This window comes from Pseudonocardia sp. C8, assembly GCF_014267175.1.
GTDB lineage: Bacteria > Actinomycetota > Actinomycetes > Mycobacteriales > Pseudonocardiaceae > Pseudonocardia.
The window spans coordinates 3,387,814-3,409,395 of record NZ_JACMTR010000002.1; the positions used below are offsets into that span (position 1 = coordinate 3,387,814).

Below are 21,582 nucleotides of genomic sequence, written 5' to 3' on the forward strand. Positions count from 1 at the left end.
TGTAACGGCGTCAGCCGACCTCGGCCATGACCTCGTCGGACACGTCGAAGTTCGAGTAGACGTTCTGCACCTCGTCGGAGTCCTCCAGCGCCTCGATCAGCCGGAAGATCTTCTTGGCCCCGTCGGCGTCCAGCTCGACCTGCATCGACGGGATGAAGGTGGCCTCCGCCGAGTCGTAGTCGATGCCGTTCTCCTGCAGCGCCGTGCGCACCGCGACGACGTCGCCCGCCTCGGACACGACCTCCCAGCTGTCGCCGAGGTCGTTGACCTCCTCGGCGCCGGCGTCGAGCACGGCCGCCAGCACGTCGTCCTCGGCCAGGTCGCCCTTCGGCAGGACGACGACGCCCTTGCGGGAGAACAGGTAGGCCACCGACCCGGGGTCGGCCATGGTGCCGCCGTTGCGGGTCATCGCGGTCCGGACCTCGGTCGCGGCCCGGTTCCGGTTGTCGGTCAGGCACTCGACCAGGACGGCGACGCCGTTCGGCCCGTACCCCTCGTAGGTGATCGCCTGGTACTCGGCGCCCCCCGCGTCCGCCCCGGAACCGCGCTTGACGGCGCGGTCGATGTTGTCGTTGGGGACCGAGCTCTTCTTCGCCTTCTGGATCGCGTCGTAGAGCGTCGGGTTGGCGTCCGGGTCACCGCCGCCGGTCCGGGCCGCGACCTCGATGTTCTTGATCAGCTTGGCGAACATCTTGCCGCGGCGGGCGTCGATCACGGCCTTCTTGTGCTTGGTCGTCGCCCACTTGGAGTGGCCGCTCATCGGCTGTCTGCCCACCTCTCGTGCTCGGGCCGCGCGCGTGCCACGGCCGGGGCAGGCCTCCGCCCGGCGGCGGCACGGGCCGCGACGGGTGGACCTGCGGGAACCCCTCGATGCTACCGGCGGCGCGGTCGCGCGCCCGCCCGCCCCGCACGACCGGCCGCCCGGCGACGTCCGCCGCACCGCGACGGCGGGTGCCGGCCGGGAGCGCTACCCTCAACGTTGTCGACCACGATTGTCGTTCGTTCGGGTGGTCGGTGGCGGAAGGAGCGGGCACGTGCTCGGAGCAGCGCTGGGGAAGGCCGCCGGCCTGGTGGCGAGCGGGCTGGCCGGTGCCGTCGCGTACGACGGCGTGAAGCGGGTCGCCCGCTCCGGCGCGGTCCGGGAGGCCGCCGTCACCATGACGTCGTGGGGGCTGCGCGGCGCCCGCGCCGCCGAGACCGGCGCCGAGAAGGCCCGGCTGGCCACCGCCGACATCGTGAGCGAGGCACGCGGCCGGATCGGCGAGGAGGCCCCGGTTCCGGGTGACGGCCACGGGCACGGCCACGAGCACTGAGGCGGGCATCCTGAGCACCGAGACCGGCGGCCCGGCCCTCACCGTCGTCAGCGACGCGGCCGGGCGCGTCCGCTTCACCGCGCCCGCGCTGCGCGGCCGGGTCGCACTGGCCGTCGCCGTCGAGGACGAGGTCGACCACGTCGCCGGCGTCCGCCAGGTGCACGCCTACCCGCGCACCGGCAGCGTCGTCGTCTGGTACCGCGCCGGGTGCGACCGGGTGGAGCTGACCGAGGCCATCGGCAAGGGACTCGGCGCCGACCCCGAGGCGACCGCCGCCCGCTCCCCGCGCTCGGCCGACACCCACCACGGGGAGCTGGCCCGGCTCGTCGTCGGCGGGGTCGCGCTGGCCGCGCTCGGGTTCCGCCGCTACGGCCTGCGCCGTCCGCCGCTGCTGGGCCCGACCAGCCGCACCGTCGCCACCGGCGTCACGATCTTCACCGGGTACCCGTTCCTGCGCGGCGCGCTGCGCTCGCTGACCGGCGGCCGCGGCGCGGGCACCGACGCGCTGGTCTCGGCGGCGACCGTGGCCAGCCTGGTGCTGCGGGAGAACGTCGTCGCGCTCACCGTGCTGTGGCTGCTCAACATCGGCGAGTACCTGCAGGACCTGACGCTGCGCCGGTCCCGGCGGGCGATCTCCGAGCTGCTCACCGGAGCCACCACCCGGGCCTGGACCCGGCTCGCGTGCGGCACCGAGATCGAGGTCGACATCGCCGACCTCGTGCTCGGCGACGAGGTCGTGGTGCACGAGCACGTCGTGCTCCCGGTCGACGGCGAGGTGGTCGACGGCGACGGCGTCGTCGACCAGGCCGCGATCACCGGCGAGCAGCTGCCGGTCTCGGTGGCGCCCGGCGCGCGGCTCCACGCGGGCTCGGTGCTGCTGCGCGGCCGGATCGTCGTCCGGGCGACGGCGGTCGGCCCGGACACCGCGATGGGCCGCATCCTCGACCGGGTCGAGCAGGCCCAGGGCGACCGGGCCCCGATCCAGACCGTGGGCGAGAACTTCTCCCGGCGGTTCGTGCCGGCGTCGTTCCTGCTGGCCGGGCTGACCCTGCTGACCACCCGGGACGTGCGGCGCGCGATGACGATGCTGCTCGTCGCCTGCCCGTGCGCGGTGGGCCTGTCGACGCCGACCGCGATCAGCGCGGCGATCGGCAACGGGGCCCGCCGCGGCATCCTCATCAAGGGCGGCGCGCACCTGGAGGCCGCGGGCCGGGTCGACGCGATCGTGTTCGACAAGACCGGGACGCTGACCGAGGGCCGCCCGGTCGTCACGAACGTCATCTCGTTCCACGACGGCTGGGCCCCCGAGCAGGTGCTGGCCTACTCGGCGTCGTCGGAGATCCACTCCCGGCACCCGCTGGCGCAGGCGGTCATCCGGTCCACCGAGGAGCGCCGGCTCGAGATCCCGCCGCACGAGGAGTGCGAGGTGCTCGTCGGGCAGGGCATGCGGGTGCAGGCCGACGGCCGGGTGCTGCTCATCGGCTCCCGCGAGCTGCTGCGCGCCCAGGGCGTGCCGGTGAGCCGCCGGGCCGCCGACTGGGTCCGCAAGCTCCAGAAGGCTGCCGAGACCCCGCTGCTGCTGGCCGTGGACGGCGAGCTGGTCGGCCTGGTGTCGCTGCGCGACACCGTCCGGCCCGAGTCCCGGGACGTGCTGGCCCGGCTGCGCGCCGACGGCGTCCGGCGGATCGTCATGCTCACCGGCGACAACCCGCGCACCGCGCAGGCGGTCGCCGCGGAGCTGGGCATCGACGAGTTCCGCGCGCAGGTGATGCCCGAGCAGAAGCAGGACGTCGTGCGCGCGCTGCGGGCCGAGGGTCACACGGTCGCGATGGTCGGCGACGGCACCAACGACGCCCCGGCGCTCGCGCTGGCCGACATCGGGATCGCGATGGGGGCGGCCGGCACCGACGTGGCGGTCGAGACCGCCGACGTCGCGCTGGCCGCCGACGACCTGACCGCCCTGCTCGACCTGCGGGACCTGGGCCGGCGCTCGCTCACCCTGATCCGCCAGAACTACGGCATGTCGATCGCGGTCAACGCGGCCGGCCTGCTCGTCTCGGCGGGTGGGGCACTGTCCCCGGTGGTGGCGGCGATCCTGCACAACGCGTCCAGCGTGGCCGTCGTCGGGAACAGCTCGCGGCTGATCCGCTACCGGCTGCCGGCCGCCTGACCTCGAGTCAGCAGTCGCGGCCGCTGTTGATGCAGTCCGCCGCCGCACGGGCCCGTTCCTCGGGGAGCAGGCTCTGGAAGTTCCCGTGGTCGGTCTTCGGGCTGTGCTGCTGCTCGGGGAACGTGTCCATCGCGAACGACCGACCGGCGGGCTGGTCGTAGGTCAGCGTCATCCGCAGCTGCGGGATGGCCACGCGACCGTCCGCGCACCGCCCGTCGGACTCCGGGAACACGACGGCGTCGTTCTCGGCGTTCGAGCGCAGGTTCTCGCCGTCCCAGCAGCTCGGGAAGTCCAGGAACCGCATCAGCTTGCTGCCCGACGGGCAGATCGGGTACTTGCCCGTGGTCCGGTCGGTGAAACCGCTGCAGGTCCACTTGGACACGACGTCCTCGTCGCCGTTCGTCTTCGCCTTCGCGTCACCGGTGATCATCCGCAGCCCCTGCGGCATCGGTTCGGTCGCCTGTCCCGGATGCCCGTGGAAGGTCATCTGCGCCGAGGTCGGTGTCAGGATCGAGCCGACGTTTCCGTCCTTGCCGCCACCGTCGGCGTTCGCGTCGTCACCGACCCCGTTCAGGTCGCGGACGACCGGCCAGTAGAACGTCGACCTGTCACCGTTGGTGCAGGAGGTGTCGCCGGCCTCGAGGCTGTCGTCGTCGGAGAAAGCGTCGGTCGTGGTGTTGCCCACGTAGTCGTGGACGTGCTGGGCACCGTTCCGCTTGCCCGGGGCCGCCTGGTAGTTGTCGGAGTTGCGGTGGTCGCTGGTGCCGCACTCCGAGGTGAAGGTGCCACCGGCGAACACCCCGCCCTTGCCGGCCGGGCCGCTCCCCGGCTCCACGTCGGTGATGTCGACGAAATCGTCGGCGGCCGGTGGCGCCGCCTCGTCCCGGCCGGGGAACTGCTCGTCGTCACCCTGGCCCGCGCCGTCGTCCTGGTCCTGGTCGCCGCCCTGGTTCTGGTCGCCGCCCTGGCCCTGGTCGCCGCCCTGGCCCTGGTCGCCGCCCTGGCTCTGATCGCCACCCTGGCCCTGATCGCCACCCTGGCCCTGATCGCCACCCTGGCCCTGGTCGCCACCCTGGTCGGCGGCCTCCGGGTCCGAACCGTCCCCGGACGCGCCGTCCTCGGTGCCCGACCCGAGCAGGCCGCCGACTTCCCCGGTCGTGGAGTCCCGCGCGGAACCGGAGCCGTCGGCGGGCGCCGTCCCACCGAAGGCCACGGCTGCGGTGCACACGAGCAACGCGACCACGGCGGCGGCCAGGCGTACCGGTCTGGCGAGCAGGGGTACCGGTCTGATGATGCGGTGCCGACCATGTCGGGGCATGGGCGAACCTCCTCGGTGTGTGGGCCCCGGGCATGCGGCACCCAGCGCCGATGGTGATCACCGGTGGTGGCCGTGCCGGGACGCGGGGAGCGCTTCGTTCCGCGGATCGCTGCGGTGCGGGGACACCGCTGCGTCCGTCAGGCGCGGCCACGCTAGGGAGCGGCCGGTGGCGCGGTGACGCTCCTGAGAGGGACCCTGCGGTGTCACCGGCGAGAGGTCGATGCTGCGCGATGAGCGACGCCGTGGCTGCGTCGGTCAGCGGTGTCGTGTGCTCCATTCGCCGATGCCGGTTCTCAGGCCGGCATGGCGGCGGGGCGCGACGGTCGGGCCCCGCACCACGGTCCGGGCCGGTGCGCGGGCCACGACCTCTGCGCGATCCGGACGCGGCGCCCACCCACCAGCTTCCTGTGAGTCGGACTGATCATCCGGAGGTATCCGCTGGACCGGTCGGAGCACCACGCCCCCACTCGTCGCCGGAGCGCCGCCGGACGGCGGTCGAGACGTCAAGGAACGCGCACCGGCCCCCGATCCGCTGCCTAGGGTCGATCCCGGTCGCGTCGCGGTCGCTCCCCCTCGTCCCCGGCGACGCACCCCCGCACGGTGGCCGTCGCCCCCGGGACCCCCGACACGAAACAGACCCCGATGCTCCGACCTCGTCCAGCGTGTCCACGCGCTTCCCACCCCCGCCCCGTGCTCGCTGCGCCGGGCACCGCCGAGCCGCCGTCCACCGGACGGGCCGGGCCGGGCCCGTCACGGGTGGGGTTGCACGTCCTGCTCGCCGGACTGCCGTTGCTGTCGATCTCCGCGCACGTCTTCGGCCTGATGTCGATGAAGCTCTCCGCGGCGGTGCTGGTGATCCCCCTGGCCGCCGTGACGGCCACGCTGACCGTGTTCGCGCCACACCCCGCTGACCGGGTCCTCGCCCACGGCCTGGGCTGGGGTGTGGTGGCCTGCGCGGTCTACGACGTCTTCCGGCTGGACACGGTGTACCTGCTCGGCCTGTGGGGAGACTTCATCCCCACCATGGGTACCTGGATCACCGGCCACCCCGACGGCCTGGGCGGTGCCGTGGTCGGTTACCTGTGGCGCTACCTCGGCGACGGCGGCGGGATCGGCATGACCTTCTTCGTCGTGGCGTCGATATGCGGGTTGCACCGGCGTTCGCGCGCCCGGGTCGTGCTCGTGGCGGTCGGCTTCGCGGTGGTTCCGGTCTGGGCCGGACTGATCGGCACGGTCGCGCTGGCGGCCCGCGGTGAGGAGCTCATGTTCCCGCTGACCCCGACGACGGTGACGTTGTCGCTGATCGGCCATCTGATCTTCGGTGTGGTCCTCGGGCTGGGATTCTGGCGTTCGCGGGCCGTGCAGGCGCACTGGCCGTGGGAGCCGCTGCGGCCGCCGCGGTTCCGCGAAGTGATCCCGGCGGCCGCCGCACCGCGAGGGTCGTCGACAGCCGCGGCCCCTGTCACCGCCTCGCCGGCCGTGGTCCCGGCAGTCCCGCGTGCCGTGTCACCGGCTGCCGTTGTGGACGCGGTCCCACCGGCGCCTGCCACGGTGCTGCCGGGCGGTGATGCATCGGGGCCCGTCCGCATGCCCCGGCAGCGCACGTCGTCCACCCCACCTGCCGCGCGCACCCTCGACCCGGACACCTGGGCGCGGTGGCAGCGACGCCTGGAGACCGCCGAACCCGGACGCCGCGCGCATGCGGGCGGACCGTCCGGCCGGCCCGGCGCAGTCCTGCGTGAGTACCCCGCGCCGCGAGCGCGCTGACGGCGCGGGATGCCGCCCCGGCCCGCGGTGGGGCCGTCACGCTCCCGGATCCGGCCCGAAGAACGCCCGCGCCGCCGGGTGGAACAGCAGCCCCAGCGCACCCAGCACCTCGGCCAGGTGCAGCCCGCGCAACCCGGCCGCGGCAAGCTCCGGCCCGGAGGCCGTGACCAGGAACTCGGCCGGCGAGGCCCCCGCCAGCAGCGCCGCCACCGGTTCGACGACCAGCGACAGGGTCCCGAGCACGCCCAGCACCACCACGACCGTCCACCGGATCCCGTTCCGGCCGGTGCGCAGCAGCACCACCAGGACGGCGAGGACGAGGTAGGTGCCCGCCCGGCCGGCCAGCTCGGAACCGGTCGGCGGCGTCTCGGTGGCCAGCCGGACCAGTGCCTCGGCGAACCCGGCGAGGATCGCCCCCAGCCACAGCGCGACGCTGAGGGCCACGGCCGACGGCGGGGCGGGCCGCACGGCCGGGCGGGTCGCGGTGAGCGTGCTCATGGCGGACCTCCTCGACGGCGGTCCGCCCAGCGTCGCCCCGTGCGGCCCGCCGGCACAGACGGCACTCCCCCGGCCGGAGGTGGGGCCAGCCCTACCCGTCAGCCGCCCGGAACCGGGGGCGGGCCGAGGATCTCCACCCCGAACTCGCCGGCGACGCGGGCCAGCTCCGCGACGTCCGGGGGCTCGGTGGCCGGCGGCGGGATCGTCAGGGACGGGGCCGGCTCGCCGGTGGCGAAGAAGAACCGGTCCAGCGCGCTGTTCGTGGACAGGGCCAGGAACCGGGCCTCGTCGGACTCGACGCAGAACGTGTGCGCGACGTCGCGCGGTGCCCACAGGAAGCTGCCGGGCTCGGCCCGGACGACGTCGTCGCCGACGTACACGGTGAGCTCACCGTCGAGGACGTAGAACGCCTCGTCCTCGCGGGCGTGCCGGTGCTTCGGCGGGGCGTAGCCCCGCCGGGCTCGCGGCCGGCGCGGTCGCAGCGGTTGACCAGCGGGACCCGCGACCGTGCCCTGTTCCCGGACGGGTACAGCCTGACGGCCGGCATCGGGTCGGTGCTCCTCCTGCCGGAGGTGCTCGCGAAGCCGATGCGGGAAGGTCGCTCCGACGAGGTCACCGCGCTCGCCGGGCTGCTCAGCAGGCTCCAGCTCCGGTCCGTGGATCCGGTCACGGCCGAGGTCGCCACCTCGCTCGCCGTCGCCTACCGGCTCCGGACGGCCGACGCGGCGCACCTCGCGACCGCCGTCGTCGCGGGCGCGGACCGGTTCGTCACGAACGACCGGCGGGACCTCGGTTCACGGATCGCGGAGATCGCGGTCGTGTATCCGGACGAGCTAGCCGGATGACCCCGGCCCGCCGGCGGGCGGCCCCGGCGGCCCCGCTGCGCGCGCATCCCGGTGCTCGCCGGGTGTCAGCCGGCCCGCACCATGTCCACGAACAGCGCGTGCACCCGCCGGTCCCCGGTCAGCTCCGGGTGGAACGACGTCGCCAGCACCGGCCCCTGCCGGACGGCGACGGCCCGCCCGGCGGCCTCCCCCGCCGACCGGCCGTCGCTGGTGACGTGCGGGACGGCGGCGAGCACGTCGACGTCGCCGCCGGTCTTCTCGACCCACGGCGCCCGGATGAACACCGCATGGATCGGGCCGCCGTCGAGGCCGTCGAGGTCGAGGTCGGTCTCGAACGAGTCGACCTGGCGGCCGAACGCGTTGCGCCGCACGACGACGTCCAGGCCGCCGAGCTGGTGCTGGTCCGGGCGTCCGTCGAGGATCTCCCCGGCCAGCAGGATCATCCCGGCGCACGAGCCGTAGGCGGGCAGGCCGGCGCGGAGCCGCGCGCGCAGCGGTTCGAGCAGCTCGAAGGCGTCGAGCAGCTTCGACATCGTGGTCGACTCGCCCCCGGGGAGCACGATGCCGTCCACGGCGTCCAGCTCGGCGGGGCGGCGGACCGGCACCGCCGTCGCGCCGGCAGCGGTGAGCGCGGCCACGTGCTCGCGGACGTTGCCCTGCAGGGCCAGCACACCGACGGTCGGGGAGGACATGCCTCCAGGGTAGCCGCGTCCCACCTGCTCAGAACGTCCCCGCCGGGGGTGAGCCCACCCACCCGCCGGCGGGGGTCGGGTCACCCCCGGACACGCCGCGGGCCGACTCCGACAGATGAGTTCCGCCGTCGCCGACGGTCCCCACCCCGACACGACACCGCACCCGAGGAGCGCCCCATGGCCGTCACCTACACGTTCGACGTCTTCTCCAGCCTCGACGGCTTCGGCGCCGCGAGCGGCAGCTGGACCGGCTACTGGGGCAAGCAGGGCCCCGAGCTGCTCGACCACCGCCTGGCCCTCTACGGCGAGGAGCAGCGGATGGTCTTCGGCGCGACCACCCACCGGGCGTTCGCGCAGATGCTCGCGGAGAGCACCGAGGACTCCGACGTGCGGGACCCCTGGGTCACCCGGATGGTGAACCTGCCGGCGACCGTCGTGTCGACCACCCTGGAGGAGCCGCTCGACTGGCCGGACGCCACCGTCGCGAAGGGTGACGCCGTCGACGTCGTCGCCCGGCTCAAGGAGGAGTCCGCGGTGCCGCTGCGCTCGCACGGCAGCCTGTCGATGAACCGGGCGCTGATGGCCGCCGGGCTGGTCGACCGCGTCCAGGTGACGCTCTTCCCGGTGATCACCGGCCGGTCCGGGGTGGACCCGATCTTCCGGGGTGCGGACGACTTCGACCTCGAGCTGATCGAGCAGCGGACCCTCGACGGCCACACCCAGGAGCTCGTCTACCGGCCCACCCTGCACTCCTGAGCAGGATCAGCACCGAGGTTCGTTCCGCAAGCTCCTCTCAGCCGGCGGCGACCTCGCCCTTCTCCGCCTGCTTGGCGGCCGCCGACCGCACGGCCTCGGCGACGGCCGGGGCCACGCTCTGGTCGAACACGCTCGGCACGATGAACGACGGGTTCGGCTCCGGCACGACGTTCGCGATCGCCTCGGCCGCGGCCAGCATCATCGCGTCGGTGATGTCGTGGGCGTGCGAGTCGAGCAGCCCCCGGAACACCCCGGGGAACGCCAGCACGTTGTTGATCTGGTTCGGGTAGTCCGAGCGCCCGGTCGCGACGACGGCGGCGTGCTGCATCGCCACCGCCGGGTCGACCTCGGGGTCGGGGTTGGCGAGCGCGAAGACGATCGCATCGTCGTTCATCGTGGCGAGCTCGGTGGCCCCGAACAGGTTCGGCGCGCTCACCCCGATGAACACGTCCGCGCCGACCAGGGCGTCGGCGAGCGTCCCGGTCTTGCGCTCGCGGTTGGTCTGCGCGGCGATCGAGCGGAGGTTGTCGTCCAGGCCCTCGCGCGCGGGGTGGACGATGCCGTCGACGTCGACCGCGATCACGTCGGCGGTCTCCTCCGAGCCCAGCAGCCGGATGATCGCCGACCCAGCCGCGCCGACGCCGCAGACGACGACGCGGACGTCGGAGAACTTCTTGCCGACCACCCGCAGCGCGTTGCGCAGCGCCCCGAGCACGACGACGGCGGTGCCGTGCTGGTCGTCGTGGAACACCGGGATGTCGAGCATCTCGCGCAGCCGGCGCTCGATCTCGAAGCAGCGGGGCGCGGCGATGTCCTCGAGGTTGATGCCGCCGTAGCCGGGGGCGATCAGCTGGACCGTGCGGATGATCTCCTCGGTGTCCTGGGTGTCCAGGCAGACCGGCCACGCGTCGACGCCACCGAACTGCTTGAACAGCGCCGCCTTGCCCTCCATGACCGGCATGGCCGCGGCGGCGCCGATGTTGCCCAGGCCCAGCACCGCGGACCCGTCGGTGACGACGGCGACCGTGTTGCGCTTGATGGTCAGCCTGCGGGCGTCGGTCGGGTTCTCCGCGATCGCCATCGACACCCGGGCGACGCCCGGGGTGTAGGCGCGGGACAGGTCGTCACGGGTGCGGAGGTTGACCTTCGACTGCACCTCGATCTTGCCGCCGAGGTGCAGCAGGAAGGTCCGGTCCGAGACCTTGCGGACCGAGAACCCGTCGAGCTGCTCGATCGCGGCCTTGATCTCGTCGACGTGGTCGGTGTTGCGGGCGTTGACCGAGATGTCGACGACGAGGTGCTCGGTCCGGGCCTCGACGACGTCGAAGGCGGTGACGACGCCGCCGACCTGGCCGACGGCGGCCGTCAGGTCACCGGCGGACGTGGGGTGGGCAGGGGCGTCGACGCGAGCGGTGATGGCGTAACCGGGACCGGGAATGGACACGAACCGGGACAGTACCGCCGGCCGCGGTGCCGCGGCGGGACGACCGGGGTTGCGCACCCGGGAGCCAGGGGTGTGTGATCCAGGACACGTCGTCGGGAGGTGGTCGCCAATGGCCGTCAAGGCTGATCGCACGCGGGCCAGGGCGGCCGGGTACGCCGCCGTCACGGATCCGCAGCTGGTCCGCAACGTCGCACTGGTGGGGCCCTCCGGGAGCGGGAAGACGACGCTCGCCGAGGCCCTCCTCGCCCACACGGGCACGATCCCCCGGGCCGGATCGGTCACCGAGGGCAGCACGGTCTGCGACCACGACCCGGCCGCCACCCGCCAGCAGCGCTCGGTCGGGATCGCGGTCGCGCCACTGGAGTGGAACGGGATCACCGTCAACCTCGTCGACACCCCCGGCTACGGCGACTACCTCGGCGGGCTGCGGGCCGGCCTGCGCGCGGCCGACGCGGCGCTGTTCGTGGTACCGGCCGGTCAGGGCCGCGACGGCACCCTCGAACCCGGCACGGTCGCGCTGTGGGAGGAGTGCGCCGAGGCCGGGATCCCGCGCGCGGTGGTCGTCGGCCGCTGCGACGCCGACCCGGCCGACGTGCAGGCGACCATGCAGGCCTGCCGGGAGTCGTTCGGCGAGGCCGTCGTGCCCTGCTACCTCCCGCTGCGCGCCGACGACGGCACGCCGACCGGGCTGTACGGCCTGCTCACCCAGACCCCGGAGGGCGCGGCGCCGGCGGACGCCGCGCAGGCCCGCTCGGTGCTCATCGAGGGGATCATCGAGCAGTCCGAGGACGAGGAGCTGATGGAGCGCTACGTCGCCGGGGACGACGTCGGCGTCGCGACGCTGATCGACGACCTCGAGACGGCGGTCGCGCGCGGCGGGCTGCACCCGCTCGTCCCGGTCGACGCGGCCGGCGGCACCGGCCTCGACGCCCTCCTGGAGATCGTCACCCGCGCGTTCCCGGCCCCGCCGGAGCGCCCGCTGCCGGCGAGCACCGAACCGGGGCGTCCACCGCTGCAGGCCGACCCGGACGGCCCGCTGGTGGCCGAGGTGGTGCACACCGGGGCCGACCCCTACGTCGGCCGGATCTGCCTGGTCCGGGTGTTCAGCGGCACGCTGCGCCCGGAGACGACGGTGCACGTCGGCGGCCCGCTCCCGGCGCCGCGCAGCAGCCCGGAGGAGCCGCACGAGCTCGACGAGCGGATCGGGCACGTGTACTCGCCGCTCGGCGGGACGCTGCGGGAGACCGAGGGCTGCGTCGCCGGCGACCTCTGCGCCGTGACCCGGCTGGAGGCCGCGGTCGGCGACACGCTGTCCGATCCGACCGACCCGGTGCACCTGGTGCCGTGGCCGCGGCCGGAACCGCTGCTGCCCGTCGCGGTCGTCGCGCACACCCCCGCCGACGAGGACGCCGTCGCCCGCGGCCTGGCCCGGCTCATCGCGACCGATCCGGGGCTGCGGCTCGAACGCGACCCCGACACCCGCCAGACGGTGCTCTGGTGCGCCGGGGAGGCGCACGCCGACGTCGCGCTCGGCCGGCTCCGCGACGCCGGGGCGCAGGTCGACGTCGAGGACGTCCGGGTCGCGTTCCGGGTCACCCTGGCCGGCTCCGGCCGGGTCACCGGCCGCCACGTCAAGCAGTCCGGCGGGCACGGCCAGTTCGCGGTGTGCCACGTCGAGTTCGCGCCGCGACCGGGCGGGGCCGGCATCGAGTTCACCTCCGCCGTGGTCGGTGGCGCGGTCCCGACCCAGTACGTGCCGAGCGTGCAGAAGGGAATCCTGGCCCAGGCCGAGCGCGGGCTGCCGGTCACCGACGGCGGGGAGGCGTACCCGGTCGTCGACTTCGCCGCGACGCTGGTCGACGGGAAGGCGCACAGCGTCGACTCCTCCGACGCCGCGTTCCAGACCGCGGGGGCGCTGGCGCTGCGGGCGGCCGCGGAGACGTGCGGGCTGAAGCTGCTCGAACCGGTCGACGAGGTCCGCATCCGGATCCTCGACGAGCATCTCGGCGCCGTGCTCGGCGACGTGTCCGGGCGCCGGGGCAAGGTGCTGGGCACCGACCCGGACGGGACCGGGCACACCCTCGTCCGCGCCGAGGTGCCGCGCACCGAGCTGCTCCGGCACGCCGTGGACCTGCGCGGGCTGACCGCGGGCACGGCCGTGGCGACCCGGGCGTTCGCGCGTTACGCGGTCCGCCCGACCTGACCCCCGTGGCCCGGGCTCAGCCGTCGCTGATCCGGGGCAGCTGGTCGGTCTCGGCGTCGGCGACGGCCATCTTGGCCGCCGAGTCGGTCGGCGCCCGGCCGCCGAGCGCCGCGAGCGCGGCCTCGTTGCCGGCGTCGGCCCCGGCCCGCTCCGACAGCAGCCAGCGCACCTCGAGCAGGTCGCAGTACGCCTGCACCTCCGACCCGACCCCGCCGAGCGCCCGGTGCGCCGCGCGCATCCCCGGCTCCAGGCAGTGGTCGACCCAGCTGCGCGCGGCCGCCCGCTCGGACACGTCCTGCCCGGTCCGCCGGCGCATCCACTCGCGGTGCGCGTTCAGGTCACCGAGCAGGATCCGGGCCTGCCCCTCCCCCACCTCGACGCCGGTGAGCCTGCGGAGCTGCGCGGAGTGGTAGTTCCGGTCGCCGACGGCGATCTGCAGCCGGGAGCGGCCGTCGCCGACCGGCTGCAGCGCGACCTCGTCGACGGCGAACCCGAGGTCGTTGAGCTCGCGGATCGCGGCTTCCACCCGGTAGCGGTCGTCGAAGGGGAACTCCGGTGCGGCGTGCAGGGCGTCCCACAGCTGCCGGTACCGCTCGGGCAGCGCGGTGGCCTCGTCGATGAGCTGCGGGACGATCTCCGGCGGGCGTTCCAGCGCCGTCGCGAGGTCGATCATCCCGGCGGCGACGTTCTCGACCAGGATCGACAGGTCGTGCTCGCGCTGGCCGTCGGAGAGCCCGCCCGGGTGGATCTCGCTGGTCTCGGCGTCCACCAGGTAGGCCTGCAGGATCTGGCCGTCCCGGGCGAACAGCGTGTTGTTCAGCGAGCAGTCGCCCCAGAACACACCGTGCCGGTGCAGGTCGACCAGCAGCGAGACCATCGCGTCGAACAGCCGGGCCCGGTGGCGGGGCCGGTTCGGCGGCAGCCGCATGAACAGCCGCCGGTACTGCCAGGACCCGTCGAGGAAGCGGGTCACCAGGATCGCGGTGTCGTGGCCGGGCTGGTTCACCAGTCCTGCCGCGCGCACCGCCGGCAGGCACCCGTCCTCGAGCCGGCGCAGCACGTCGTACTCGCGGCGGGCGATCCGCTCCGGGAGGTCCTTCAGCGCCCACAGCGCGCCGTCGGCCTCGACGAACCTGACGAGGTGCCGGCTCGGGCCGACCTCGACGTCGCGCAGCGGGACCTCGGTCTCGTCCCATTCGGCCAGCGGCAGGTCCCACGGCAGCGCGATCAGTTCCGGACCGGGGCTGCGCAGGACGACCTCGGGCGGCCGCGACGTGGCCATGTCAGCTCACCGCCGCGGGGTGCCGCGGGGCGGCGCCGTCGACCCGCGGATGACCAGCCGGGTGGGCACGGTCACGGTCCGCTCCACCGGCTCCCCGGCGAGCTCGGCCAGTGCCATCCGTCCGGCCGTCGCCCCCTGCTCGGCCACGGGCTGCGCCACGGTGGACAGGTCGGTGAGCGCGGCCAAGGGGTGGTCGTCGATCCCGATCACCGAGATGTCCTCGGGGACGCGCAGGCCGGCCCGGCGCAGCGTCCCGACGGCGCCGAGGGCGACCTCGTCGGAGTGGGCGTAGACGGCGGTCGGCGGGTCGGACAGCCCGAGCAGGCTGCCCATCGCGTGCGCCCCGCCCTCGGGGCCCCACGGCACCGTCACCGACAGAGCCGGGTCGGCCGGCACCCCGGCGTCGGCGAGCGCGCGGTGGTACGCCGCGGCCCGGCCCTCGGGCTGGGCCGGATCCAGGTCCGGGTCGGTCGTCACGATCATGCCGATCCTCCGGTGCCCCAGGTGCAGCAGGTGGTCCACGGCCTGCCGCCCGGCCGCGTACTCGTCGATCGACACCGAGGGGTGGCTGCCGATCCGGGTACCGGCCGACACGATCCCCATCCCGATCCGGTCGAGCCGCTCGCGTTCCCGGCCGTCCACGCCGAAGCCCAGCAGCACGACCGCGTCCGCCCGGCGCCGGGCCGGCAGCTCGGAGAAGAACGCCTGCCGGGCCGCCGCGTCGCCGAGCCGGTACAGCAGCACGTCCTTCCCGGCGTCCCGCAGCACCCCGGCCAGCCCCTCCAGTGCGGCGCCGAACCACCACCGTGCCAGGTGCGGGACGACGACGGCGATCCGCCCGGTCCGCCCGCGGGCGAGCCCGGACGCGTCCGGGGACACCACGTACTCCAGCGCGCGCGCCGCCTCCCACACCCGCGCCCTGGTGGCCGCGGCCACGTGCGGGTGGTCGCTGAGCGCGCGCGACGCGGTGGCCGGCGAGACCCCTGCCCGCCGGGCGACGTCGGCCAGGTTGACCGGTCCGGACACGGCACATGTATGCCGAAAATCGGAAGCGATTGCAAGCCCAGATGTTATCCGGGCGAGCTGGACCGGAGCGATCTGATCAGCAATGCTCAACGACCGGCCTGCGGATTCCTGTGACCCTTGACACGATCGTGTCGAGGACGCACAGTCAGCGGGTGCAAGCGCTTCCAAACGTGGGGGCACACCGTCGCCGGCCCGGTGGTACCGGCCGATCGAGCACGGGGGAGTTCGGAGTTGACCATTCGTCGCGCACGGTGGAGACGGGCGCTGGCGGCCGCGGTGGCCGCCGCCGCCCTCGTCGGCCTGGCCGGTTGCGGGGGCGCACCCGCGGGCCCGCCGGTCCTGAACTGGTACATCAACCCGGACGACGGCGGGCAGGCCGAGATCGCGCAGCGCTGCAGCGCGGCGTCGAACGGCGAGTACCGCATCGAGGTGTCGCAACTGCCGCGCCAGTCGTCCGAGCAGCGCCAGCAGCTGATCCGGCGGCTCGCGGCCAACGACAGCTCGATCGACATCATGAGCATCGACCCGCCCTACATCCCGGAGTTCGCGGAGGCCGGCTTCCTGGCCCCGGTGCCCGAGGGCGTCGCGCAGCGCACCACGCAGGGCATCGTGAACTCCGCCCGGGAGGGCGCGAGCTGGAACGGCAGGCTGGTCACGGTGCCGTTCTGGGCCAACACCCAGCTGCTGTGGTACCGCAAGTCACAGGTGCAGGGCACGGGCCTGGACCTGTCGAAGCCGGTGACCTGGGACCAGGTCGTCGCCGCGGCGCAGCGGAAGAACTCGACGATCGCCGCGCAGGGGATCCGCGCCGAGTCGCTGACCGTCTGGCTGAACGCGCTGGTCGAGTCCGGTGGCGGGCAGATCGTCACCAACCCCTCGCCGGACGACCCCGAGGGCGTCCGGCTCGGGCTCGACTCTCCGGCCGCGACGCGCGCCGCCGAGATCATGAAGACCGTGTCCGCGGTCGGCGGGCCGGGCTTCTCCACGGCGTCGGAGGACGAGAACTCCGAGGCCTTCCAGGACGGCAGCGCGATGTTCCAGCTGAACTGGCCGTTCGTGTGGGGCAAGGTCAACAGCGCGATCGAGGAGGGCACCGTCGAGAAGGCGACCGCGGACGACTTCGGCTGGGCGCTGTACCCGCAGACCACGGCCGGCCGGCCCTCGGCACCGCCGTACGGCGGGATCAACCTGGGCGTCGGAGCGTTCAGCCCGAACGTCGACCTGGCCTACAAGGCGGCCGAGTGCATCGTGTCGACCGAGAACCAGAAGTACTACTTCCTGTCCAACGGCAACCCGGCGGCGCGCACGTCGGTGTTCACCGACCCGGAGGTCGTGAAGGAGTTCCCGATGGCACCGGTCATCGCGCAGTCGCTGCAGCAGGCCAAGCCGCGACCGCAGACCGCGTACTACGCCGAGGTCTCCGAGTCGATCCAGCGCACCTACCACCCCACGGCCGGCATCGACCCGGCCACCGTCGGCCCCGCGACCGCCGACCTGATCCGCGCGGTCCTGGCGAAGGAGGAGCTGCTGTGACCACGACGGAGGTGAAGCCGGACACGACGGCGCCCGCCGGCGCTGCGGCGAGCGACCGGTCCCGCTCCGAGCAGCGCCTGGGCTGGATGCTGGCCGGCCCGGCGTTCGTGATCATGCTGCTGGTCACGGCGTACCCGATCGCCCAGGCGGTCTACTACTCGCTGTTCGACTACCGCCTGACCGACCCGGAGAACATCTCGTTCGTCGGGCTGAACAACTACGCCGTGATCCTCACCGACCAGATCTGGTGGATCTCGTTCGGCGTCACGGCGTTCATCACGATCGTGACGGTGGCCGTCGAGCTGGTGCTCGGCTTCGCCCTCGCCCTGGTGATGATGAACGCGCTGAAGGCGATCCGGCCGGTCCTGCGGGCCGCGATCCTCATCCCCTACGCCGTCATCACGGTCGTGTCCGCGTTCGCCTGGCAGTACGCCTTCTCGCTGGACTCCGGGTTCGTCAACTCGTGGTTCGACTGGGTGCCGGGCGTGGCCGCGGACACCGACTGGTTCGGCGGCACCTGGGACTCGCTGTTCGTGATCTGCCTGGCCGAGATCTGGAAGACCACGCCGTTCATCTCGCTGCTGCTGCTCGCCGGGCTGGCCCAGGTCCCGGACGTGCTGCAGGAGGCGGCCCGGGTGGACGGCGCGACCTGGTGGCAGCGGATGTGGAAGGTCACCATCCCGAACATGAAGGCCGCGATCATGGTGGCCCTGCTGTTCCGGACGCTGGACGCGTTCCGGGTGTTCGACACGGTGTTCGTCATGACCAACGGCGCCAACAGCACCGAGACGGTGTCCTTCCTGGCCTTCCGGCAGACGATCTCCCGGGTCGAGATCGGCCTGGGCTCCGCGGTGTCGGTGCTGCTGTTCCTGTCGGTCGTCATCATCAGCGTCGGGTTCATCAAGGGCTTCAAGGTCGACCTGTCCCAGGCCCGAGGGGAGTAGGGATGTCCACCCGCGAGAAAGTTCTGTGGATCGTCGCCGGCATCGCGATCGTGATCTACGCCCTGTTCCCCGTGGGCTGGATCGTGTCGCTGTCGCTCAAGTCGTCCGACGACATCGCCAACGGGCAGTTCCTGCCCACCGCCCTGTCCTGGGAGAACTACCAGACGATCCTCGTCGGTGACGCCGCCGAGCTCTTCCTGCCGGCGCTGCGCAACTCCTTCGGCATCGTGCTGATCGCGACGTTCATCGCCTGCGTGCTGTCGATGTTCGCCGCCTACGCGATCGCGCGGCTGGACTTCCGGGGCAAGCGGCTGATCCTCTCCACGGCGCTGGCGGTGGCGATCTTCCCGGTCATCTCGATCGTGACGCCGCTGTTCAACCTGTGGCGCCAGATCGGGCTCTACGACACCTGGCCGGGCCTGATCATCCCCTACCTGTCGCTGACCCTGCCGCTGTCGATCTGGACGATGTCGGCGTTCTTCCGTGAGATCCCGTGGGAGATGGAGCAGGCCGCCCAGGTGGACGGCGCGACGACCTGGCAGGCGTTCCGGAAGGTGATCGTCCCGCTGGCCGCGCCGGGCGTGTTCACGACGGCGATCATCGCGTTCTTCATCGCCTGGAACGACTTCGCCTACGGCATCTCGCTCACCTCGACCAGCGCGTCCCGCCCGGTCCCCGCGGCGCTCGGGCTGTTCTCCGGCGCCTCGCAGTTCGAGTCGCCCAACGGCCCGATCGCGGCGGCGGCGGTGATCGTGACCATCCCGGTCGTCGTCCTCGTCCTGATCTTCCAGCGGCGGATCGTGGCGGGCCTGACCAACGGCGCCGTCAAGGGCTGACCCCACACCTCGTACCCACGAAAGGAACCGACCGGCCATGGCGTCGATCGAGATGCGCAACATCGTCAAGCAGTACGGGGACGGCTACCCGGCCGTGAACGACGTCAGCGTGGACATCGCCGACGGCGAGTTCATGATCCTCGTCGGTCCGTCCGGCTGCGGGAAGTCGACCCTGCTGCGGATGATCGTGGGGCTGGAGGACATCACCTCCGGCGACATGGTCATCGGCGGCAAGCGGGTCAACGACAAGGCACCCCGCGACCGCAACCTGTCGATGGTGTTCCAGAACTACGCCCTCTACCCGCACCTGTCGGTGTACGAGAACATCGCGTTCCCGCTCCGGCTGGCCAAGGCGCCCGAGGCGGAGGTGAAGCGCAAGGTCACCGAGGCGGCGAACGTCCTCGAGCTCGGCGAGCACCTCGAGCGCAAGCCCGCCAACCTCTCCGGCGGCCAGCGGCAGCGCGTCGCGATGGGCCGCGCGATCGTCCGGGACGCCGACGCGTTCCTGTTCGACGAGCCGCTGTCGAACCTCGACGCGAAGCTACGCGGGCAGATGCGCACCGAGATCGCCCGCCTGCAGCGCAGGCTCGGCATCACCACGGTCTACGTCACCCACGACCAGACCGAGGCGATGACCCTCGGCGACCGCGTCTGCGTGCTCCGCAAGGGCGTCATCCAGCAGGTCGCCTCGCCCCGCGAGCTCTACGAGCAGCCGGTCAACCTGTTCGTGGCCGGGTTCATCGGGTCGCCGCCGATGAACTTCCTCCCGGCGACCCTCTCCGGGACCACCCTGGAGACCCCGTTCGGGACGATCGAGATCGACGAGCAGCGGGCCGAGAAGGTCAAGGGCCGGGAGCTGGTGCTGGTCGGCATCCGGCCGGAGTACTTCGAGGACGCCTCGCTGGTCGACGAGGCGAAGAAGCCGCTCGGCTCGACGTTCACCGCGCGGGTCGACGTCACCGAGTGGCTCGGCGACTCCCAGTTCGCCTACATCCCCTACGAGGCGCCGCCGGAGGTCGACGCCAAGCTCAAGGAGCTCTCCCGCGAGCTCGACTCCGACCAGCTCCGAACCCAGGCGATCGTGTCCATCGACTCGACGAGCCGGATCCGGGAGGGTCGCGACGCCGAGTTCTGGCTCGACGCACGGAAGATCCACGTGTTCGACCCGGAGTCCGGCGTGAACCTGACCCGCGACCCCGAGGCCGGCGCGGAGCTCACGAGGATGGCGGAGGAGGACCGCGCCGAGCAGGTCGCCCAGGCTCGCGGGGAGGCCTCCTGACCCTGCCACTCGTGCGCCCGCACCCCCCGTGCCACTCATGGCCCTTTGGTCCCGCCGCACGGGACTTAAGCTCCATGAGTGGCACCCGGGGCGGGGCGCGAGTGGGGCGCGTGAGGCCGGTGAGGCGGGTGAGACGCGGCGCGGGCGGTCACGGAGGGCGGGCGGTCACGGGGAGCGGACGGCCTCCCGGTAGCGGGTCTCGGCGACACCGGTCAGGGTCCGCGCCATCACCGCGCACACGAACCGCTGGGCGGGGAGGGCCGCGAGCCACGCCAACCGCCCGGCGAGCCCGCGCGGGCGGAACCGGAGCGTCTGGGTGTAGGCGCTGCTCAGCCGTCCGGTCGGCCGCACCCGGATGTCCAGGTGCGCGACCCCCGGCAGCGGGGCGGTAGCACGCAGCAGCAGCCGGGAGCCGGGCTCGACCGCCTCGACCACCCACCCGTCCAGCGGCTCCCCCGCGACCAGCCGGGGCCGGCCTGCCGGGTGCCGCCGCGGCAGCCGCCCCGGCCCACCGGCCAGGACGTCGAGGAACCCGGCCAGCGTCGACACCCCGGGGACGGTGTACCAGCCGTGCTCGCCGCCGAGCGTCCCGATCACCGACCAGACCGCGTGGGCCGGGGCGTCGACGTCGTGCGCGTCGGTCGTCTCCCAGGCCAGCGGGCCGCTGCCGGGCACGTCCGACGGGCCGGGCCCGGCCGCGCCGACACCGTCCAGGGCGCGGCGGACGGCCGTCCGGTACGGCGTGTGCCCACCGGGTGGTGGGCCGATCAGCGCGTCCAGTGCCGTCGTGTCGGCGGGGTCGGCGACCAGGTCGTGGCGCATCGACTCGACGAGTGGCCCCACCAGCTCCCGGTCGACCGGGGTGAGCGCGGCGACGGCGCGGGCGGTCAGCCGGGGCGCGGACACCGGCACCGGCACCGGGAACGGGCGGACCAGACCGACCTCGGCGGCGTACTCGCTCATCATGGCGCGGTAGGTGAGGACGTCCGGTCCGCCGATGTCGAACCCGCGGCTCACCTCGGCAGGCAGGCCGAGGCTGCCGGCGAGGGCGTGCAGCACGTCGTCGACGGCGATCGGCTGGATCCGGTTCCACGCGCGGTCCGGCAGCAGCAGCATCGGCGGTCCGCCCATCGCGACGTCGCTGAGGTGGCGGACCATCTCGAAGCTCGCCGAGCCGGTCCCGACGACGATCCCGGCCCGCAGCACGACCGCCGGCACCGGACCCGCGAGCAGGACGTCGCCGACCTCGCGGCGGGACCGCAGGTGCGGTGAGACCGGCCGGCCGTCGTCACCGGGTTGCAGCCCGCCCAGGTAGACGATCCGGCGGACACCGGACGCGGCGGCGCCGTCGGCCAGCGCGTGCGCGGCGGCCCGGTCCCGGTCGGCGTAGCAGGGCCCGTCCATGGCGTGCACCAGGTGGACGACGGCGTCGACGCCGTCGCACGCCACGGTCACGTCCGCGGGGCTCCGGGCATCCCCGGCGACGACCTCGACCCGGTCGGCCCAGGCGTGCGCGGGCACCCGGTGCGGGGCACGGGCCAGGACGCGGACGTCGTGGCCCGCGCCGAGCAGGTGCGGGACGAGCCGCGAACCGATGTAACCGGTGGCGCCGACGACGAGGACGTGCATGGTGGTGATCCTCGCGGCAGCCGCCGTCCGGCGCGCGGTGGGGTTCG

Annotated in this window: 19 protein-coding genes; 10 read left to right on the forward strand and 9 right to left on the reverse strand. The window is 73.6% G+C overall.

The window, feature by feature from the left end:
- Positions 1-10: 10 nt before the first annotated feature.
- The gene (locus tag H7X46_RS16230; RefSeq protein ID WP_186360201.1) at positions 11-760 is read right to left on the reverse strand and encodes a YebC/PmpR family DNA-binding transcriptional regulator; all 750 of its coding nucleotides are present in this window, start codon (positions 758-760) and stop codon (positions 11-13) included.
- 274 nt (positions 761-1,034) lie between these two features.
- Between H7X46_RS16230 and H7X46_RS16235 the strand changes: the two genes are divergently transcribed.
- Both H7X46_RS16235 and H7X46_RS16240 read left to right on the forward strand, forming a co-directional pair.
- Positions 1,035-1,313, forward strand: a complete 279-nt coding sequence (locus tag H7X46_RS16235) for a DUF1490 family protein (RefSeq protein ID WP_186360202.1) — start codon at positions 1,035-1,037, stop codon at positions 1,311-1,313.
- Entirely contained in the window at positions 1,282-3,483 is a 2,202-nt protein-coding gene (locus H7X46_RS16240) for a heavy metal translocating P-type ATPase (RefSeq protein WP_370588801.1), read from the forward strand. The genes H7X46_RS16235 and H7X46_RS16240 overlap by 32 nt, the downstream gene beginning before the upstream one ends.
- Positions 3,484-3,490: 7 nt before the next feature.
- Here the strand turns inward: H7X46_RS16240 and H7X46_RS16245 are convergent, their stop codons facing one another.
- On the reverse strand, positions 3,491-4,801 hold the full coding sequence (locus H7X46_RS16245; protein ID WP_186360203.1) for a DUF1996 domain-containing protein: 1,311 nt from the start codon (positions 4,799-4,801) through the stop codon (positions 3,491-3,493).
- A gap of 690 nt (positions 4,802-5,491) precedes the next feature.
- On the opposite strand from H7X46_RS16245, the gene H7X46_RS16250 reads away from it, so the two are divergent.
- Positions 5,492-6,568 carry a hypothetical protein gene (locus H7X46_RS16250; protein WP_186360204.1) on the forward strand — a complete coding sequence of 359 codons (1,077 nt, stop codon included), beginning with the start codon at positions 5,492-5,494 and terminating at the stop codon, positions 6,566-6,568.
- Positions 6,569-6,604: 36 nt separating this feature from the next.
- On the opposite strand, the gene H7X46_RS16255 is transcribed toward H7X46_RS16250, so the two are convergent.
- Together H7X46_RS16255 and H7X46_RS16260 are read right to left on the reverse strand one after the other, a co-directional pair.
- Complete coding sequence (locus H7X46_RS16255; protein WP_186360205.1) at positions 6,605-7,066, reverse strand: hypothetical protein; 462 nt, start codon at positions 7,064-7,066, stop codon at positions 6,605-6,607.
- A gap of 98 nt (positions 7,067-7,164) precedes the next feature.
- A complete protein-coding gene (locus H7X46_RS16260) occupies positions 7,165-7,548 on the reverse strand; it encodes a cupin domain-containing protein (protein WP_255426625.1) in 384 nt (127 codons plus the stop codon).
- Positions 7,549-7,551: 3 nt separating this feature from the next.
- Here H7X46_RS16260 and H7X46_RS16265 point away from each other — a divergent pair, with 3 nt between their 5' ends.
- Positions 7,552-7,911 (forward strand): PIN domain-containing protein, encoded by a 360-nt coding sequence (locus H7X46_RS16265; protein WP_255426626.1) that lies wholly within the window; start codon positions 7,552-7,554, stop codon positions 7,909-7,911.
- Positions 7,912-7,976: 65 nt separating this feature from the next.
- On the opposite strand, the gene pdxT is transcribed toward H7X46_RS16265, so the two are convergent.
- A complete protein-coding gene (pdxT, locus tag H7X46_RS16270) occupies positions 7,977-8,603 on the reverse strand; it encodes a pyridoxal 5'-phosphate synthase glutaminase subunit PdxT (RefSeq protein WP_186360207.1) in 627 nt (208 codons plus the stop codon).
- A 177-nt stretch (positions 8,604-8,780) separates the two neighbouring features.
- Between pdxT and H7X46_RS16275 the strand changes: the two genes are divergently transcribed.
- The gene (locus H7X46_RS16275; protein ID WP_186360208.1) at positions 8,781-9,359 is read left to right on the forward strand and encodes a dihydrofolate reductase family protein; all 579 of its coding nucleotides are present in this window, start codon (positions 8,781-8,783) and stop codon (positions 9,357-9,359) included.
- Between the two features lie 37 nt (positions 9,360-9,396).
- Here the strand turns inward: H7X46_RS16275 and H7X46_RS16280 are convergent, their stop codons facing one another.
- Positions 9,397-10,803 carry an NAD-dependent malic enzyme gene (locus H7X46_RS16280; RefSeq protein ID WP_186360209.1) on the reverse strand — a complete coding sequence of 469 codons (1,407 nt, stop codon included), beginning with the start codon at positions 10,801-10,803 and terminating at the stop codon, positions 9,397-9,399.
- A 109-nt stretch (positions 10,804-10,912) separates the two neighbouring features.
- Between H7X46_RS16280 and H7X46_RS16285 the strand changes: the two genes are divergently transcribed.
- Complete coding sequence (locus H7X46_RS16285) at positions 10,913-13,006, forward strand: elongation factor G-like protein EF-G2 (protein WP_186360210.1); 2,094 nt, start codon at positions 10,913-10,915, stop codon at positions 13,004-13,006.
- A gap of 16 nt (positions 13,007-13,022) precedes the next feature.
- Here H7X46_RS16285 and H7X46_RS16290 read toward each other — a convergent pair whose 3' ends face one another.
- Positions 13,023-14,288, reverse strand: a complete 1,266-nt coding sequence (locus tag H7X46_RS16290; RefSeq protein WP_186360211.1) for a DUF4032 domain-containing protein — start codon at positions 14,286-14,288, stop codon at positions 13,023-13,025.
- A 6-nt stretch (positions 14,289-14,294) separates the two neighbouring features.
- Positions 14,295-15,314 carry a LacI family DNA-binding transcriptional regulator gene (locus H7X46_RS16295; RefSeq protein WP_186360212.1) on the reverse strand — a complete coding sequence of 340 codons (1,020 nt, stop codon included), beginning with the start codon at positions 15,312-15,314 and terminating at the stop codon, positions 14,295-14,297.
- Positions 15,315-15,545: 231 nt separating this feature from the next.
- Here H7X46_RS16295 and H7X46_RS16300 point away from each other — a divergent pair, with 231 nt between their 5' ends.
- Genes H7X46_RS16300 through H7X46_RS16315 form a run of 4 tightly spaced genes read left to right on the forward strand, consistent with a single transcriptional unit; the run spans position 15,546 to position 19,906 of the window.
- Positions 15,546-16,847 (forward strand): extracellular solute-binding protein, encoded by a 1,302-nt coding sequence (locus tag H7X46_RS16300; RefSeq protein WP_255426148.1) that lies wholly within the window; start codon positions 15,546-15,548, stop codon positions 16,845-16,847.
- Positions 16,844-17,791 (forward strand): carbohydrate ABC transporter permease, encoded by a 948-nt coding sequence (locus tag H7X46_RS16305; protein WP_186360213.1) that lies wholly within the window; start codon positions 16,844-16,846, stop codon positions 17,789-17,791. The genes H7X46_RS16300 and H7X46_RS16305 overlap by 4 nt, the downstream gene beginning before the upstream one ends.
- Before the next feature lie 2 nt (positions 17,792-17,793).
- Positions 17,794-18,627: a carbohydrate ABC transporter permease gene (locus tag H7X46_RS16310; protein ID WP_186360214.1), complete on the forward strand. Its 834-nt coding sequence runs from the start codon at positions 17,794-17,796 to the stop codon at positions 18,625-18,627.
- Between the two features lie 37 nt (positions 18,628-18,664).
- Positions 18,665-19,906, forward strand: coding sequence for an ABC transporter ATP-binding protein (locus H7X46_RS16315; RefSeq protein ID WP_186360215.1), 1,242 nt, complete (start codon positions 18,665-18,667; stop codon positions 19,904-19,906).
- 165 nt (positions 19,907-20,071) lie between these two features.
- On the opposite strand, the gene H7X46_RS16320 is transcribed toward H7X46_RS16315, so the two are convergent.
- Positions 20,072-21,535, reverse strand: a complete 1,464-nt coding sequence (locus tag H7X46_RS16320; protein WP_186360216.1) for a DUF2867 domain-containing protein — start codon at positions 21,533-21,535, stop codon at positions 20,072-20,074.
- Between the last annotated feature and the right edge of the window lie 47 nt (positions 21,536-21,582).

Excerpts from the sequence above, each read along its gene's own strand:
- H7X46_RS16230 (WP_186360201.1), bottom strand. The coding sequence starts at position 760 with ATGAGCGGCCACTCCAAGTGGGCGACGACCAAGCACAAGAAGGCCGTG.
- H7X46_RS16245 (WP_186360203.1), bottom strand. The coding sequence starts at position 4,801 with ATGCCCCGACATGGTCGGCACCGCATCATCAGACCGGTACCCCTGCTC.
- H7X46_RS16255 (WP_186360205.1), bottom strand. The coding sequence starts at position 7,066 with ATGAGCACGCTCACCGCGACCCGCCCGGCCGTGCGGCCCGCCCCGCCG.
- pdxT (WP_186360207.1), bottom strand. The coding sequence starts at position 8,603 with ATGTCCTCCCCGACCGTCGGTGTGCTGGCCCTGCAGGGCAACGTCCGC.
- H7X46_RS16275 (WP_186360208.1), top strand. The coding sequence starts at position 8,781 with ATGGCCGTCACCTACACGTTCGACGTCTTCTCCAGCCTCGACGGCTTC.
- H7X46_RS16285 (WP_186360210.1), top strand. The coding sequence starts at position 10,913 with ATGGCCGTCAAGGCTGATCGCACGCGGGCCAGGGCGGCCGGGTACGCC.
- H7X46_RS16290 (WP_186360211.1), bottom strand. The coding sequence starts at position 14,288 with ATGGCCACGTCGCGGCCGCCCGAGGTCGTCCTGCGCAGCCCCGGTCCG.
- H7X46_RS16310 (WP_186360214.1), top strand. The coding sequence starts at position 17,794 with ATGTCCACCCGCGAGAAAGTTCTGTGGATCGTCGCCGGCATCGCGATC.
- H7X46_RS16315 (WP_186360215.1), top strand. The coding sequence starts at position 18,665 with ATGGCGTCGATCGAGATGCGCAACATCGTCAAGCAGTACGGGGACGGC.
- H7X46_RS16320 (WP_186360216.1), bottom strand. The coding sequence starts at position 21,535 with ATGCACGTCCTCGTCGTCGGCGCCACCGGTTACATCGGTTCGCGGCTC.